The following is a 14,686-nucleotide window of genomic DNA, read 5'->3' on the forward strand; positions in this document are numbered from 1 at the left end:
AGCCTTTCCAGTAGTAAGCCCAGAAATAGCGCCCATCCAGCTTAATGACTTTATTAAACTCAGCAATCGCCTTGTTGTATTTGCCCGCTTTGTAATAAGTCTCCGCTACTTTAAAGCTCAGTTTTGTATCTTTGGGACTGAGCTTGAGCGCCGCCCGAAAGTCTATCGCCGCCTTTGCATAGTGGCGGCGGTCACTGTGCAGTATGCCTCGCTGATAATAAGCCTCCTTGAATTCCGGATTCTTTTGAATGCAATGTTCAAAGTCCTTCAGAGCTTTCGTGTATGATTTGAGTTTTTTATACGCCCTGGCACGATTCAAGTATGAGCTCAAATGTTCCGGATCGATTTCGATGGCTCGATTGAAATCCGTGACGGCTTTACAGGTAGGATTTCTTTTGTATCCTTTCGACGCCGCGATTATGATAGGCTTCGAGAACGATGGTGCTGCGTGCCCAATCCGGGTGATGAGCATTAACTACGTCAAAGTCCTTGATTGCCTTGCTATACTCTCTTTGCAGGCAGTGGATAAATCCCCGCTCAAAGTAACCAAAACCAAAAAAGAAGTAATTTTTTGAGCTACGGATTTTCACAAATGAAACCCGAATTTTTAAATCCGGAGTTCTACTTTATCAGTGTTGAATCCGTGCAAATCAGTGGCTAAAGAATGTATGCATATTTCAGATAGGAAGAAAGCTGCTCGAGATCTTTACCTTGACTTTTAACAAAACAATTCTAATTTCTAAGGATTCAAACCTGAGTTTAAATCCCAACTTAAACTGTTTTTAAAGGAGGCACCATGTTTTGGAAATCGTTTATCTTTATTACTTTGATAGCAATTGGTTTTGGCTGCGCCGGTGACAGCCGGGAATTAACGAATGCTCTGAACAGTATTACCGCCGAGGATTTATCCGCAGATGTCCAGGTGCTGAGCTCGGATGAATTTGAGGGGCGTAAGCCATCTTCCCCAGGCGAAGAAAAGACCATCAGTTTTCTCAAAGCGGAATTTCAAAAGCTCGGTTTGCAGCCCGGGAACGGCGACAGCTTTTTTCAGGAGGTTCCTTTGGTCGAAATCACCTCCAATTCGGACAGCAAACTGAATATAGAAGGAAAAGGTAAAAGCAGCACATTCAGATATTCGAACGAATATATGGCCTGGACCAAGCGCATTGTCGGTAAAGCGTCCATAAAAAATTCGGAGATGATTTTTGTCGGGTACGGCACGGTTGCGCCGGAATATGATTGGAATGACTACGAAGGCCTGGACGTACGCGGCAAAACAGTCGTCATGCTGGTCAACGACCCGGGGTTTGCAACTCAGGATAGCTCGCTTTTCAATGGCAATTCCATGACCTATTATGGCCGCTGGACTTATAAATACGAAGAAGCCGCACGGCAGGGGGCGGCAGGAGCGTTTATCATTCACGAAACTAAACCCGCATCCTATCCCTGGGAGGTCGTGAGTGGCAGCTGGTCGGGTCCTCAATTTGACCTGGTGAGTGATGACAATAACATGTCCCGCTGTGCAATCGAAGGCTGGTTCACCATCGAAAGTACGCGCTCGATTTTTGAGCAGGCCGGCCTCGATCTGGAAGATTTGAAAAAGGCAGCACCGACACGCGATTTTAAAGCCGTGCCTATGGGACTCACTGCCTCGCTGGATCTAAGCAATAATATCCGGCATTCCCGCTCTAAAAATGTCATCGCTGTTTTACCCGGTAAGGAAAGGGCGGATGAATATATTTTTTACATGGCGCATTGGGATCACCTGGGCAAAGACCCCAACCTTGAGGGAGACCAGATTTACAACGGCGCTTTTGATAATGCCACGGGAACCGCAGGTCTCATTGAATTGGCCGAGGCTTTTAGCACCCTCCCCAATCCTGTGTCGCGCTCGATTGTTTTTTTGGCAGTAACGGCCGAGGAAGATGGGTTGCTGGGATCGCGGTACTACGCCAGCAATCCGGTTTACCCGCGAAACAAAACCGTCGCGGCGATCAATATGGACGGCTTAAATGTTTATGGAAAAATGAATGATATCACAGTCATCGGCTATGGCAATTCGGAATTGGATGATTATCTTGAAGAAGAAGCCAAAAAACAGCAGCGCTACGTACGTCCGGATCCGAATCCTGAAAAGGGTTACTTTTACCGCTCCGATCATTTTAGTTTTGGCAAAGAGGGAATCCCTGCGCTCTACTGCGATAACGGTATTGACCATGTTGAGCACGGTGAAGCGTGGACTCAGGAACAAATGGATAAATACACCGCCGAAAGATACCACAAACCTGCGGATGAGTTCGACCCAAACTGGGACCTTTCCGGGGCTGTTGATGATTTGCGATTGTTTTTCAGATTGGGGTATCGTCTGGGCAGGGAGTCGACTTTTCCTAATTGGAAAGAAGGTACTGAATTTAAAGCCAAACGGGATGCGGATATGCAGGAGGCAGCGCATTCCAGTAATTAGGTTTCCAAGGGAGTTTTTTTTAGCCACGGATTTGCACGGATAAAACACAGATTTAATAAATGAAGCTTTAAATCTTATCTTCTTTTGACTTACAACTAAAGTTGTTTTATCCGTGTCAATCAGTGTAAATCCGTGGCTGAATTATTTGGTTGCGGTTTCGCAGCGCTTGGAAAACCAATGGTTAAAACTCTTAATATTTGACAATGATTTTCATATTTTTTAAATTTTTTCATTCTTGTATCCTTCAGGAGGGAGCATGAAAATCAACTTCAATGGTTCGCCCAATCCGACTGTCGGCGTTGAATTAGAGTTGCAGATCCTCGATCCGGAGACAAAAAACCTGGTCTCCGGCGCCCAGCAGATTCTGGCAAAAACCGACGATCCCGACCATGTCAAGGCGGAGCTGATTCAATCCACAATCGAATTAAACACGGATGTTTGCACTAATATTTCGGCTGTTCGAACGGATTTAACGGAACGATTAAATTCACTCCTTTCACTTTGCGACCAGCTTGGATATGAAGTGGCTTGCGTGGGCACACACCCTTTTGCCAAGTGGTCTGAGCAGGATATCACCCCTATAGAGCGCTATCATGCGCTCATTGATCGCTGCCAATGGCCGGCGAGACGGCTGATGATTTTCGGTTTGCATGTTCATGTCGGGATTGCAAGCGGGGAAAAAGCCATTGCGATTTTCAATTCGCTTTCGACATTTATCCCTCACCTTTTGGCCTTGTCTGCCAGCTCACCCTTTTTTGACGCTGCTGATTCAGGGTTGGCTTCTACTCGGGTGAAAATATTTGAAACCCTGCCAACTGCGGGATTGCCGTACCGGCTTATAAATTGGGCGGAATTTCAGCGTTTTATGATTACGCTGGTAAACGCAAAAGCCATTGAAAGCGTTCGTGATGTATGGTGGGATATTCGTCCGCATCCGGGGTTTGGAACTGTAGAGCTTAGGGTCTGTGACGGCTTACCGACTTTGGATGAAGTGTTTGCGCTCACGGCTTTTATTCAGGCGTTGGTGGTTTGGCTCGGCGAGCAATACGACGAAGGGCAGTATTTGCCCGTTCATCGCCACTGGATTATCCGGGAAAACAAATGGCGCGCGGCGCGCTGGTCAATCGATTCGGAAATTATTATCGATGAGGAAGGGGCGCTCCAGCCCCTCACCGAAGCGATTGACGAACTGCTGCAAACACTTGAACCCGTCTCCAAACGGTTGGGAAGCTACGATGACATGATGCAGATTCGAGAGATCATGAAAGTCGGTCCGAGTTATAAACGCCAAAGAAAGATTTTTGAGGAGACAGGGGACTATAAGAAAGTGATGGAAGCGGTTGTGCAGGAATTAAGAGAAAACAAAAAGATTGTGGCTTAATAGTTTTCATAGATTTGATTTTAATGCCGGTCCTTCAACTTTGAATGGCCGGTTTTTTATTTCTAACAAATTTGGAGAGCTCAATTGGCAGAATCAAAGCAAAAACTAACACATTTCGATGAAAAAGGCCGGGCTAAAATGGTTGAGGTTTCGGCGAAAGCTGACACTTTGCGGGAGGCAGTGGCGCGTGGATTTGTCCGTGTATCCGAAGAAGCTTTAGACCTGATAAAAAAGGGCAATCTTAAAAAAGGCGATCCTTTGGAAGTCGCGCGGATTGCCGGAATTATGGGTGCAAAAAGGACGCACGAGCTGATCCCGCTGTGCCATCCTTTGCTGTTAACCAACATCGAAGTCAATTTGAATTTAACTGAAAGCGGGATTGAAATTGAAAGTAGAGTCGTTTGTGTCGGCAAGACCGGTGTGGAAATGGAGGCGCTTACCGCAGTTTCCGTAGCAGCATTAACAATTTACGATATGTGTAAAGCGGTCGATAAGAAAATGACGATCGGTGACATTTTTTTGGTTAAAAAGAGCGGCGGCAGGAGCGGTAGGTTTGAAAGGTCTGCCGTGAAGAAATATAAATAATAATCGAAGATTTTTACAATCTACCTATGCTCTCATAAAAAATGAGGAAATCAAGCCACCGATTTTCGTGTTGATTTTGGTCATAATTTTCCTTATCATATAATCCTTTTGGACAAGAAAAAGTTGCAAAAATCAAAGGAGAAATAACTTGAGCATTACAATCAAAGGAAAAGTACATAAATACGGCAGCAACATCGATACGGATGTGATTATTCCGGCACGGCATTGTGTGAGCATCAAAGAAGAGTACCTGGCTGCCCATTGCTTAGAGGATTTGGATAAAGACTTCGTGAACAAAGTTCAGCCGGGCGACATTTTGATGGCTGAAAATAATTTTGGCTGCGGCAGCTCACGGGAAAACGCGCCGATTGCAATTAAAGGTGCAAAAGTCGGTTGTGTGGTCGCTAATTATTTTGCGAGAATTTTTTACCGAAACGCCATAAATATCGGCTTGCCCATTCTTGAGTGCCCGGAAGCCGTTTCCGGAACCGATGCTGATGATATCCTTGAAATCGATCTGGAGTCGGGTAAGATTTTTAATAAAACGAAGAACCAAACTTTTCAAGGCGCGCCGTTTCCGGAAACCATGCAGGAAATTATGAATATGGGCGGTATGGTTAATTATGTAAGAAATCGATTGTCAAGTGAAACGTGAGAAGTGAAAACGTGAGATGTGAAAAGTGAAACGTGAGACGTTAAAACGCCACAATAATTATCTCACGTTTGACATTTCACGTTTGACGTACTTCATGTCTGCTTAGACCATTAGAACTACGAATAGAAGGCCATTTCAACTTTCAAGGAGTTTTAAATGAGTGCAAATGATGTTGTTTTCTTATCGGGCGTAAGAACCGGTTTTGGAACTTTTGGCGGTGCTTTGAAAGATTTAAGTGCGATCGATTTGGGTACAATTGTCGCTAGGGGTGCACTTGAGAAGTCAGGTGTAAAACCAGATGACATAAACCATGTGGTTTTTGGAAACGTGCTGCAAACTTCCGCGGATGCGATTTACATGGCCAGGCACATTGGCTTGAAGAGCGGGGTGCCCGTTCCCGTCCCGGCATTGACCGTGAACCGTCTTTGCGGTTCGGGATTCGAAGCGATTGTCCAGGGCGCAAGGATGATTAAGCTTGATGAAGCTGACTTTGCTTTAACCGGCGGAACTGAAAGTATGAGTCAGGCGCCCCATATTATTCGCGGCGCCCGCTGGGGCCTGAGATTGAATCAAGGGAAGATGGAAGATTATTTGTGGGAGGCGTTGCTGGATCCGTACTGCGACTGCCAGATGGCCATGACCGCAGAGAACTTAGCAGATAAGTACGGCATTAGCCGTGAGGAGACCGATATTTTTGCCCACACCAGTCAAATGCGGGCAAAGAAAGCCTGGGATTCCGGACGGATGGCAGAGGAAATTGTGCCGGTTGAGCTGAAAAGCAGAAAGGGGACAACCATTTTTGAAAAAGATGAACATATGCGTCCGGAGACGACTTTGGAAGGGTTGGCCAACCTTGCCGCTTATTTTAAAAAGGACGGTACAGTTTCGGCTGGAAATGCGAGCGGAATCGTTGACGGGGCTGCTGCTTTAGTTTTAACTTCGATGGCGAAAGCGGAAGAGAGAGGGTTAAAACCTCTGGGCCGGCTCGTTTCCTGGGGAAATGTCGGCGTTGAACCGTCGATCATGGGCATCGGCCCGGTGGACGCCAGCAAGATTGCTCTGGAAAAAGCCGGATTGACGGTTGAGCAAATGGATTTGGTAGAGATCAACGAAGCTTTTTCACCGCAATACCTGGCTGTTGAAAAAGAATTAGGCCTCGATAGAGAAAAAACCAACGTAAACGGTGGCGCAATTGCAATCGGCCATCCTTTGGCCGCAACGGGGGTTCGGTTAACTTTAACGATTCTTTATGAGCTGCGCCGCCGGGGTGGAAAGTATGGCTTGGCTTCTGCTTGCATCGGCGGTGGCCAGGGCATGGCGGTTGTGGTTGAGGCTTTTTGATTTAGCTTCACCTGAAAATTACAAAAAATTTAAAGCCACTGATTAGCACAGATTTTTTAGGACTTTATTTTTTTAAAATCCTATAAAAAGTCAGTGTTTCTTGCGTACTACAAACTTGCAACATTGTGTTTTTTAGCAAAGTTTTCTCGGCTGGAATTATGTGAACAAGGATATTTAGCCACAGATTTACCCCATTAGATAAAGATATCCACTTACCGGAAAACATCAAAGACTCTTATCTAACGGGGTGAACACTGATAAAACACTGATTTAAAATCTAACTTTTGAAGCCACTTTTTTTCAAAAAGCTGTTACTGAGAGGCTCTGATATTGATAAGTCACCACAAGTAAAATTGAAACGCTCAACCCAACGATTTCATAATTTTGTTTTTTCAGTTTCATAGTCTAAACTCAATTTATCCGTGTCAAATCAGTGTTAACCCCGTTAGATAAAAACATCAGCTAAACAGAAAACCTAAAAACTCTTATCTAACGGGGTTAATCCGTGGCTAAAGTTAATTTATCTTTTGATTGCGACTTCGTCGCGCTGTGTTTATCCGTGGCTGAAGTCGTTGTAGCAACGAGGTGTAGGTGTTGAATCGATCACCACTATTTGCAAGAGAAACTTTTCTAAATGTGATAATTATTTTGGAGGATTTATGGCAATAAAAAAGGTAGGCGTCATTGGCGCCGGTTTGATGGGGTCCGGCATTGCTCATGTAGCGGCTGCTGCGGGTTATGAAACCGTAGTTCGAGAAGTATCTCAGGAATTGCTGGACAAAGGGTTGTCTCGAATCGATGGGTTTCTTTCTAAGTCCGTCGAAAAAGGCAAACTGACTTCCGAACAAAAGGCAGCGACTTTAAAGAATCTAAGCGGCACCATTCAATTAGAAGGTTTAAAAGACTGCGATTTGATAATTGAAGCAATCACTGAAGATATCAAATTAAAGCAAGAGACATTTGGTACTTTAGATAAAGTATGTTCCGCGTCCACGATTTTTGCGAGCAACACTTCATCTCTGACCGTTACCGAAATGGCCGCCGCGACAGAACGACCTGATAAATTTGTCGGGTTGCATTTTTTTAATCCTGTGCCAATTATGAAATTGGTAGAAGTGGTCCGCACAATACAAACGAGTCAAGAGACTTTTGACGCTGCTTTTGAATTTGCAAAATCGGTTGGCAAGGTGCCGATTGCCTGCAAAGACAATTCTGGTTTCGTCGTGAATCTCCTTTTGGTGCCTTACTTGATTGGTGCAATTCGCGCCGTCGAAAATGGCGTAGCTTCAATTGAAGACATCGATAAAGGTATGACCCTTGGCTGCGGTTACCCGATGGGTCCGTTGACCCTGCTTGATTTTGTCGGGCTTGATACAACTTATTATATTGCCAATATTATGTTTGATGAATATCGTGAACAGCAGTATGCGCCGCCGCCGCTTCTGAAAAAGATGGTGCAAGCCGGTTTCTATGGACGAAAATCAGGTAAGGGTTTTTACGATTATTCAGGCGAGAAGCCTGTACCGAATGATCTGGGGATATAGATTTAGAGTTTCGAGTTCCGAGTTTCGAGGTGGGAAATTTTCAACCCAGAACCCGAAACTCGGAACCATTGCTTTAAGGAGAATAAATGGCTTATAAAAACATCCTGTTTGAAACCAAAGATAAAATAGCAACCATAACCGTCAATCGTCCGGAAGCGCTGAACGCACTCAATTGGCAGACGATGCAGGAAATCCACGCGGCATTTTCAAGTGTTAAAGAAGGCTATGAGATTGGCGGCGTGATTATCACCGGGGCGGGAGAAAAGTCTTTTGTTGCTGGTGCGGACATTAAAGAACTTGCCACAAAAGATCCAGTTGGTGCAAAAGAATTCTCTTTGGCGAGTCAGGAAATTTTACATTTCATCGAGCATTTCCCCAAGCCGGTCATTGCTGCGGTGAATGGCTTTTGCCTGGGGGGCGGCTGCGAGCTGGCAATGGCTTGTCACATGCGGGTTGCTTCTGAAAACGCAAAATTCGGCCAGCCGGAAGTGAACCTGGGACTGATCCCGGGCAATGGCGGTACGCAGCGTTTGCCCCGTTTGGTTGGCAAAGGCAGGGCGATTGAGCTGGTTCTAACGGGAAATATGATCGACGCACAGGAAGCCTACCGAATTGGTTTGGTCAACAAAGTGACTCCTCAGGAAGAACTCATCGCCGCAGCGCAAAAAATTCTAAAAACAATCATGACCAAAGGCCCGGTGGCTGTAAAACTCGGTTTGGAGGCGGTCAACCATGGATTGGAATTAAGCTTAGACCAAGGTGTGCAGTTAGAGTCTAACTTGTTTGGTTTGTGTTTTTCAACCGCAGACATGAAAGAAGGCACCCAAGCTTTTATCGAGAAGAGAAAAGCCGATTTTAAAGGCAAGTAGCTCATTCAGGAATCATCTATGACCGAGTTTAAGGAAAGCGATTTGATCTACGATTGGAATCTTCACAATGAAAGCAGATTCCAGCCGGACCCACCCATCGAATTTGACGACGAAACGCTCAGGGATGGCCTGCAGTGTCCATCTGTAACCGATCCGCCAATCGAGGAAAAAATTGAAATTTTACATTTGATGGATGACCTGGGGATTCACGCGGCAAATTTGGGTTTGCCAGCGGCAGGCCCACGGGCGGTTGAGGATGTTACCCGGCTGGCAAAAGCGATAGTTGATGGAAAGCTGAACATTACCGGCAATTGTGCCGCAAGAACCGTTGAAGCAGATGTTGTTCCGATTGTGGAAATTTCCCAGAAGGTCGGCTTAGCGCTTGAGGCCTGCACGTTTATTGGCTCTAGTCCAATTCGCCAGTATTCTGAAGAATGGGATATCGATTTCCTGGTACGCCAAACGGAAGCAGCGGTTAAATTTGCCGTAAATCAAGGTTTGCCTGTAATGTACGTTACAGAAGACACCGTTCGGGCACACCCGGATGATATTCGAAAGCTTTACACCACTGCTATCAACGCCGGCGCCAGGCGAGTTTGTGTTTGCGATACGGTAGGTCATATTACCCCGACGGGGGTTAAGAATTTAGTTACGTTTGTTCGCGAAGTAGTTGAGTCGACCGGCGAAGAAATAAAGATCGATTGGCACGGGCATCGGGATCGTGGTTTTGCGATTTCAAACACTTTCGCTGCTATTGAAGCCGGCGCAAACCGCGTACATGGATGTGCGCTTGGAGTCGGAGAAAGAGTTGGAAATACTCCCTTAGATTTGATTTTAGCAAACTGTAAATTGAACGGCTGGATCGACAATGATTTATCGAGGCTTAAAACCTACTGCCAAAAAATTTCCGAAGCCCTGAATGTGCCGATTCCACCAAACTACCCGGTTATTGGCGAAGACGCATTTCGAACCGGCACGGGTGTTCATGCTGCTGCGGTCATTAAAGCAGAAAAAAAGGGGGACAAGTGGTTGGCCGATAGGGTTTATTCGGGAGTTCCAGCCGAATGGTTTGGCTGCGAGCAGGTCATTGAAATTGGGCCGATGAGCGGTGAGTCAAATGTGATTTACTGGCTAAAGAAAAGAAACCTGGAGCCGAAAAGAGAATGGATAGACGCAATTTTTAAGAAAGCGAAGTCTTCAAATCGTTTGCTTAGAGATGAAGAAATCTACAAAATCATCGAGGGAAAAGCTTAACACCTTAATGCAGAACCCACCCCATTCCGATCGACGTAGACAAAATCGCAGGTCTAAACCCACCTCCCCTTTAACCGCCTCCAGCCTTTTTGGAAAAAGGAAAAATATCCGCAGAGACGAAGACAGTCTGACCCAGCCTTATGTTGATCTCTATAGCTTTTCGTCGGTTTTAAGTGTTTTGGTCACCCTAATTCTATCGGTAACGGACGCAATTTTTACTTTAAAGTTAATTAGTTTGGGGGGGAGTGAATTGAATCCGTTTATGGATTTTTTTTTGCAGCTGGGGCCAATCCCGTTCCTGACCGTAAAATGCATATTGACGGGCACCTGCCTGGTATTTTTTTTAGTTAATAAGAATCGGGTGATATTTTGGGGGCGTCTGAGAGTAAAGCTTTTGCTGGTTTTCTCTCTATTATTATACGTTACCTTGATTCTTTACGAGTTAGCTTTATTGTCCTCCACCTAATAAAGGTGGGACACCATGATCAAAGTCAGAAATAGCTTCTTCGATTGTGTCATAAACGCTTAAAAACCAAAAAAACTCCAACACTTTAAAGACTTCAAAAACGTCAGGCGCCATTCTGGTTAGTTTTAAGTCGCCGTCATGTTCCCGAATTTCTTTAATCTTACTCAGAAATATACTCCAGCCGCGACTGCTAATGTAACCTACATTTTCCAGATCTATGATAATATTATAGGATTTTGTTTTTATAAGTGATTCGATGACTTTGTCCAGCTCATCGGAAGTTGTAAACTCAATATACCCACCTACCCTGATAACTGATATCGGTTTTTGAGAAACTGTTTCTTCAGCAGAGTTCATGTAACAAATTTTGAATTTAAACTTTAAAAATTAAGTACAGCAAACTAAGTTATTTGAGTATAAAATACAAGTTTTTTAGGTAAAAATACCAAGAAAGAACTTGCGTTTTTATACAATTTTCGCTTAACTTTGTGCGAGAATAGTAAACGAGCGCAATAAACTAAGACACTAACGGTCCGTGAAATTGCATAAATCTTATATGTTTTTAAGGGTCACTCGGTTTGTTCAAAGTATTTTTAAACTCGGCGCTGACGAGAAGCAGAGATCCTTTAAGGGATGAGCCGCCGGATCCTGCATTTGGATATGGACGCATTTTTTGCGGCTGTTGAACAATTGGATTTTCCACAGTATCGTGGAAAGCCGGTGATTGTAGGTGCAGATCCAAAGGGTGGAGCTGGGCGCGGGGTGGTCGCCACTGCCAGCTACGAAGCCAGAAAATACGGCGTTCATTCGGCCCTGCCTATTTCGCTGGCGTATCAACGCTGCCCGCACGCTGTTTACTTGCGCGGACGCTATGAGCGCTACTCGGAAATTTCCCGCCAGCTGATTGCCACATTAAATGAATTCACACCGGTTATCGAGAAAATAAGTATTGATGAAGCTTTCCTTGATATCACTAAAAGCCTTGCTCTATTTGGCAGCGCTGAAAAAATAGGCCATCAAATTAAAAAGCGAATTTACGACGACCTTGGGCTGGTTGCTTCCATTGGAATTGCACCTAATAAGTTCCTGGCAAAAGTAGCATCAGATTTGGAGAAGCCTGACGGCTTTGTGGTGGTAAAAGAAGGTGAGGAGAAGGAATTTCTTAAGTCTCTTCCGATTTCAAGGCTTTGGGGAGTAGGGAAAAAAACAGAAGCGGCTTTAAAGCAAATGGACATTGAGACAATTGGACAAATTGCTCACATGCCAGAGCAGGATTTGAGTCGAAGATTTGGTAAGTGGGGGAGTGCCCTCTGGAGACTCGCCAATGGAATAGACCCTAGATCCGTGAAACCCTGGGAGACGCAGAAATCGATCAGCCAGGAGACTACTTTTGACGAAGACACCGGTGACGAAGAAGCTATTCATAAAACACTGCTTGGTCTTGCCGAGTCTTTGTCCAGATTGATGCGCAAAAGCAAATTAAAGGGAAGAACTGTAACGCTAAAGATCCGGCTTGAAGATTTTTCTACGTTTACCCGCAGCAAGACCCTGTCCGATTTTGTCGATTCAACCCAAATCTTGAAAGGGGTGGCTATCGGCCTCTACAAGAAATTTAACAAAAAAAATATGAAAGTCCGCTTGTTGGGAATCGGTGTGTCACAGCTCAACTCGGTTTCAGGAGAGCAGCTCGGCCTATTTGAGCAGGAAGCGCCTTTGGATGCCAAGATGACCAAATTATTGGATTCGCTGCAAGATAAGTATGGCGAAGGTGCAGTTAAGCGTGCCTCGCTACTTGATAAAACTAAGCCTCAGTTTAAAGGCCCACATTAAACACCAGTGTAGTGTCCATCCATGAGACAGTTTTTTTTTATATGACATTTTTTTATTTTTTGAGATAGCTAAAACCATTTATTACAATGGGGCTAAGTATTTGATTTTTCTTCTCCAATTTACTTTTTACCACGATTAGAAAACTCTGGCATATCCATTGCCATTCAGGAGGTGAAATAACCGCCAACCAGAGGAGATGGAGATGCCAAAAATCAAAATTAATCCCGCCGTTGTTATTTTAGGACTTGCCGTTTCAAATTTTTTTATGGCCTGTTCGGATAAACTTGTTAATCACAGGCGTTTGAATGCCAACGAATATCAGGTTCGCCATGGAGATGTTCTTGAAATTAAATTTGATTATTACCCGGATTTCGATCAGACTGTGATCGTTGGGCCGGACGGTAAAACCTCATTTCAAGACCTTGAAGAATTGCAGGTCAAAGATTTGACAATAAGCGAGCTCAGACAAAACCTGATGAAAAAATACGGTAAAATGTTGGCATCGCCTGGTCTGCAAGTGAAAGTTCATGAGTCATCAAAATTTTCGATTTACGTCGGTGGACACATAAAAAAACCCGGCATGGTCAAGTTCAAAAAAGATCTTACCATTGTTCAGGGAATTCTTTTGGCCGGAGGGTTGAAAGATAAATCTAAAGGTAGTTATGAAATATTTGTCTTTCGCAATCGAGGTGAAGAAGGTGTGAAAATGTATAAATTTGAGATAGGTAAAAAAATAGGCGCTAAACAACTAAAAAGAAACTTTAAGTTAGCGCCTTATGATGTTGTGTTTATCATGGAGTCCAAGACTTCTAAGAAGAAAAACCGAAAATTGATATAAACAATGCTTAGTAATAAAATGAATACTTTGCCTAGTCTGCACTTGTTTTGTGAGGGTTCTTTACAAAAGGGTCCTTATAATGATTTGGATTATTTAAAAGCATCTAATGAGTTAGAAGTAAGTTTGGCAGACACTCATTCCGCCCCTGACGATTTGTCCGATGCCAAAGTGAGGTGCGGGGATCACGAGGTGCTTCCTCATTTGGATATGTTTTATGACAACTTAGCCAAATTAGATCCCGCAAGGCAATCCCGGGTGATTCTTTTTAATACACCTGCGGCAAAAGCCGGAAGTTCGAATCATATTATTGATTTCGCAAAAATTTTGTCTCGGTCTGGAAATCGAATACTTATGCTGGATTGTAATTTTAGAGCCGTCGGCTCTCAAAGCTTTTTTGACTTACCATCTGGTGCCGGCGTGGGTGATTATGTCGCTGGAAATGTTGGACTCGATAGGATAATAAATGAAAGCAGGCATAAGAATATATATTTTATAAAAAGCGGCCATTCAGTAGGCAACTCGGTTAGGCTTTTGATGTCAACAAAGTTTAATGAATTAATTGATAGGCTCAAATATGAGTTTGATTATATTTTGGTTAATTCTCCGCCTTATCGCGACTGCATTGACGCTTTTGTTCTAGCGAAATTTTTGCGACCCATCGTTTTGTTACTTCGGAGCCAAAGACAAGGTCACCATGATGATGTGAGCGATGTCCGTGCTGAATTGGGAGTACTTAAGTTGCCCGTCATGGAACTAGCTGCAGCTTAGGCTTCACAACGAAATTACCCCTTAACAAAGCAGTATTTGAACCATCGAAACTTTCAAACCACCTTTTTTCCGGCAGCGGACATTCCCTGGAGTAAATGGGAACATTGACATTTAATACGCAGATGCAATCTGGTACAATAGAAAATACAAGTTTTAGAGCATTTGGTGAAGTTTCTGGAAAACATAGCGGTGTGATTTCATATAACAGCGGAACAAATACAGTGACATTAAATCCCGACGCAAATTTTGTATTTGGTGAAAAGGTGCAGGTGGTTCTGACAGAAGATATAAGAACTGAAGGGAATTCAATTCCTTTGGCAGGTGGGTACAGTTGGCGATTTGCAATCGCACCATTATTAGGAGACGGGAATTATGAGTTAGATGCAACGAATTACGCTGTAGGGAAAGATCCGCTTGCGCTTGCGGTTGGTGAGTTCAACAACGATGTTTATACTGATTTCGTCGTTGCCAACAGTGCGGAAAATAGTGTAAGTGTTTTTAAGAACAATCAACGCGGTGGATTTGATCTGGCTGATACATACACAGTCGAATCAAATCCGCGGGGCTTAACTGTGGCTGATATTGATGCAGACGGTGATATGGATATAATTGTTGCAAATAATACATCCAATAATATTTCCGTACTCAAAAATCAGGGGAATGGGAGTTTTACAACTGTGTTGACCTATCC

At 44.1% G+C, this 14,686-nt stretch carries 15 protein-coding genes; 13 read left to right on the forward strand and 2 right to left on the reverse strand.

All coding sequences use genetic code 11. The features are described from left to right. A partial coding sequence (locus IH879_09105) for a tetratricopeptide repeat protein (GenBank protein ID MCH7675098.1) occupies positions 1 to 331 on the reverse strand: 331 nt, incomplete at its 3' end. Between the two features lie 19 nt (positions 332 to 350). On the opposite strand from IH879_09105, the gene IH879_09110 reads away from it, so the two are divergent. The 9 genes from IH879_09110 to IH879_09150 all read left to right on the forward strand — a co-directional run bounded on the left by IH879_09110 (position 351) and on the right by IH879_09150 (position 10,093). Further along, entirely contained in the window at positions 351 to 575 is a 225-nt protein-coding gene (locus IH879_09110; GenBank protein ID MCH7675099.1) for a hypothetical protein, read from the forward strand. Between the two features lie 221 nt (positions 576 to 796). Further along, positions 797 to 2,464, forward strand: coding sequence for a M28 family peptidase (locus IH879_09115; GenBank protein MCH7675100.1), 1,668 nt, complete (start codon positions 797 to 799; stop codon positions 2,462 to 2,464). A gap of 256 nt (positions 2,465 to 2,720) precedes the next feature. Next, the gene (locus IH879_09120; protein ID MCH7675101.1) at positions 2,721 to 3,845 is read left to right on the forward strand and encodes a glutamate--cysteine ligase; all 1,125 of its coding nucleotides are present in this window, start codon (positions 2,721 to 2,723) and stop codon (positions 3,843 to 3,845) included. A gap of 84 nt (positions 3,846 to 3,929) precedes the next feature. Beyond that, positions 3,930 to 4,430, forward strand: a complete 501-nt coding sequence (moaC, locus tag IH879_09125) for a cyclic pyranopterin monophosphate synthase MoaC (protein ID MCH7675102.1) — start codon at positions 3,930 to 3,932, stop codon at positions 4,428 to 4,430. Between the two features lie 154 nt (positions 4,431 to 4,584). Next, positions 4,585 to 5,085 carry a 3-isopropylmalate dehydratase small subunit gene (locus tag IH879_09130; GenBank protein ID MCH7675103.1) on the forward strand — a complete coding sequence of 167 codons (501 nt, stop codon included), beginning with the start codon at positions 4,585 to 4,587 and terminating at the stop codon, positions 5,083 to 5,085. 156 nt (positions 5,086 to 5,241) lie between these two features. Then, positions 5,242 to 6,426 (forward strand): acetyl-CoA C-acetyltransferase, encoded by a 1,185-nt coding sequence (locus IH879_09135; GenBank protein ID MCH7675104.1) that lies wholly within the window; start codon positions 5,242 to 5,244, stop codon positions 6,424 to 6,426. 659 nt (positions 6,427 to 7,085) lie between these two features. Beyond that, a complete protein-coding gene (locus tag IH879_09140; GenBank protein ID MCH7675105.1) occupies positions 7,086 to 7,970 on the forward strand; it encodes a 3-hydroxybutyryl-CoA dehydrogenase in 885 nt (294 codons plus the stop codon). An 86-nt stretch (positions 7,971 to 8,056) separates the two neighbouring features. Next, the gene (locus IH879_09145) at positions 8,057 to 8,839 is read left to right on the forward strand and encodes an enoyl-CoA hydratase/isomerase family protein (GenBank protein ID MCH7675106.1); all 783 of its coding nucleotides are present in this window, start codon (positions 8,057 to 8,059) and stop codon (positions 8,837 to 8,839) included. An 18-nt stretch (positions 8,840 to 8,857) separates the two neighbouring features. Beyond that, entirely contained in the window at positions 8,858 to 10,093 is a 1,236-nt protein-coding gene (locus IH879_09150) for a 2-isopropylmalate synthase (GenBank protein MCH7675107.1), read from the forward strand. Between the two features lie 448 nt (positions 10,094 to 10,541). On the opposite strand, the gene IH879_09155 is transcribed toward IH879_09150, so the two are convergent. After that, on the reverse strand, positions 10,542 to 10,916 hold the full coding sequence (locus tag IH879_09155; protein ID MCH7675108.1) for an STAS domain-containing protein: 375 nt from the start codon (positions 10,914 to 10,916) through the stop codon (positions 10,542 to 10,544). Between the two features lie 276 nt (positions 10,917 to 11,192). Between IH879_09155 and dinB the strand changes: the two genes are divergently transcribed. The 4 genes from dinB to IH879_09175 all read left to right on the forward strand — a co-directional run. Then, positions 11,193 to 12,389, forward strand: coding sequence for a DNA polymerase IV (gene dinB, locus IH879_09160; protein MCH7675109.1), 1,197 nt, complete (start codon positions 11,193 to 11,195; stop codon positions 12,387 to 12,389). 202 nt (positions 12,390 to 12,591) lie between these two features. Next, complete coding sequence (locus IH879_09165) at positions 12,592 to 13,227, forward strand: polysaccharide biosynthesis/export family protein (GenBank protein ID MCH7675110.1); 636 nt, start codon at positions 12,592 to 12,594, stop codon at positions 13,225 to 13,227. A gap of 18 nt (positions 13,228 to 13,245) precedes the next feature. After that, positions 13,246 to 13,995: a hypothetical protein gene (locus IH879_09170; protein MCH7675111.1), complete on the forward strand. Its 750-nt coding sequence runs from the start codon at positions 13,246 to 13,248 to the stop codon at positions 13,993 to 13,995. Between the two features lie 95 nt (positions 13,996 to 14,090). Beyond that, on the forward strand, positions 14,091 to 14,686 hold a 596-nt coding region (locus tag IH879_09175; protein ID MCH7675112.1), incomplete at its 3' end, for a VCBS repeat-containing protein.

The sequence above is a fragment of the candidate division KSB1 bacterium genome, assembly GCA_022562085.1.
Classification (GTDB): Bacteria; Zhuqueibacterota; Zhuqueibacteria; order Oceanimicrobiales; family Oceanimicrobiaceae; genus Oceanimicrobium.

Excerpts from the sequence above, each read along its gene's own strand:
- IH879_09150 (MCH7675107.1), top strand. The coding sequence starts at position 8,858 with ATGACCGAGTTTAAGGAAAGCGATTTGATCTACGATTGGAATCTTCAC.
- IH879_09140 (MCH7675105.1), top strand. The coding sequence starts at position 7,086 with ATGGCAATAAAAAAGGTAGGCGTCATTGGCGCCGGTTTGATGGGGTCC.
- IH879_09110 (MCH7675099.1), top strand. The coding sequence starts at position 351 with ATGGCTCGATTGAAATCCGTGACGGCTTTACAGGTAGGATTTCTTTTG.
- IH879_09145 (MCH7675106.1), top strand. The coding sequence starts at position 8,057 with ATGGCTTATAAAAACATCCTGTTTGAAACCAAAGATAAAATAGCAACC.
- IH879_09170 (MCH7675111.1), top strand. The coding sequence starts at position 13,246 with ATGAATACTTTGCCTAGTCTGCACTTGTTTTGTGAGGGTTCTTTACAA.
- IH879_09155 (MCH7675108.1), bottom strand. The coding sequence starts at position 10,916 with ATGAACTCTGCTGAAGAAACAGTTTCTCAAAAACCGATATCAGTTATC.
- IH879_09135 (MCH7675104.1), top strand. The coding sequence starts at position 5,242 with ATGAGTGCAAATGATGTTGTTTTCTTATCGGGCGTAAGAACCGGTTTT.
- IH879_09120 (MCH7675101.1), top strand. The coding sequence starts at position 2,721 with ATGAAAATCAACTTCAATGGTTCGCCCAATCCGACTGTCGGCGTTGAA.
- IH879_09165 (MCH7675110.1), top strand. The coding sequence starts at position 12,592 with ATGCCAAAAATCAAAATTAATCCCGCCGTTGTTATTTTAGGACTTGCC.
- dinB (MCH7675109.1), top strand. The coding sequence starts at position 11,193 with ATGAGCCGCCGGATCCTGCATTTGGATATGGACGCATTTTTTGCGGCT.
- IH879_09115 (MCH7675100.1), top strand. The coding sequence starts at position 797 with ATGTTTTGGAAATCGTTTATCTTTATTACTTTGATAGCAATTGGTTTT.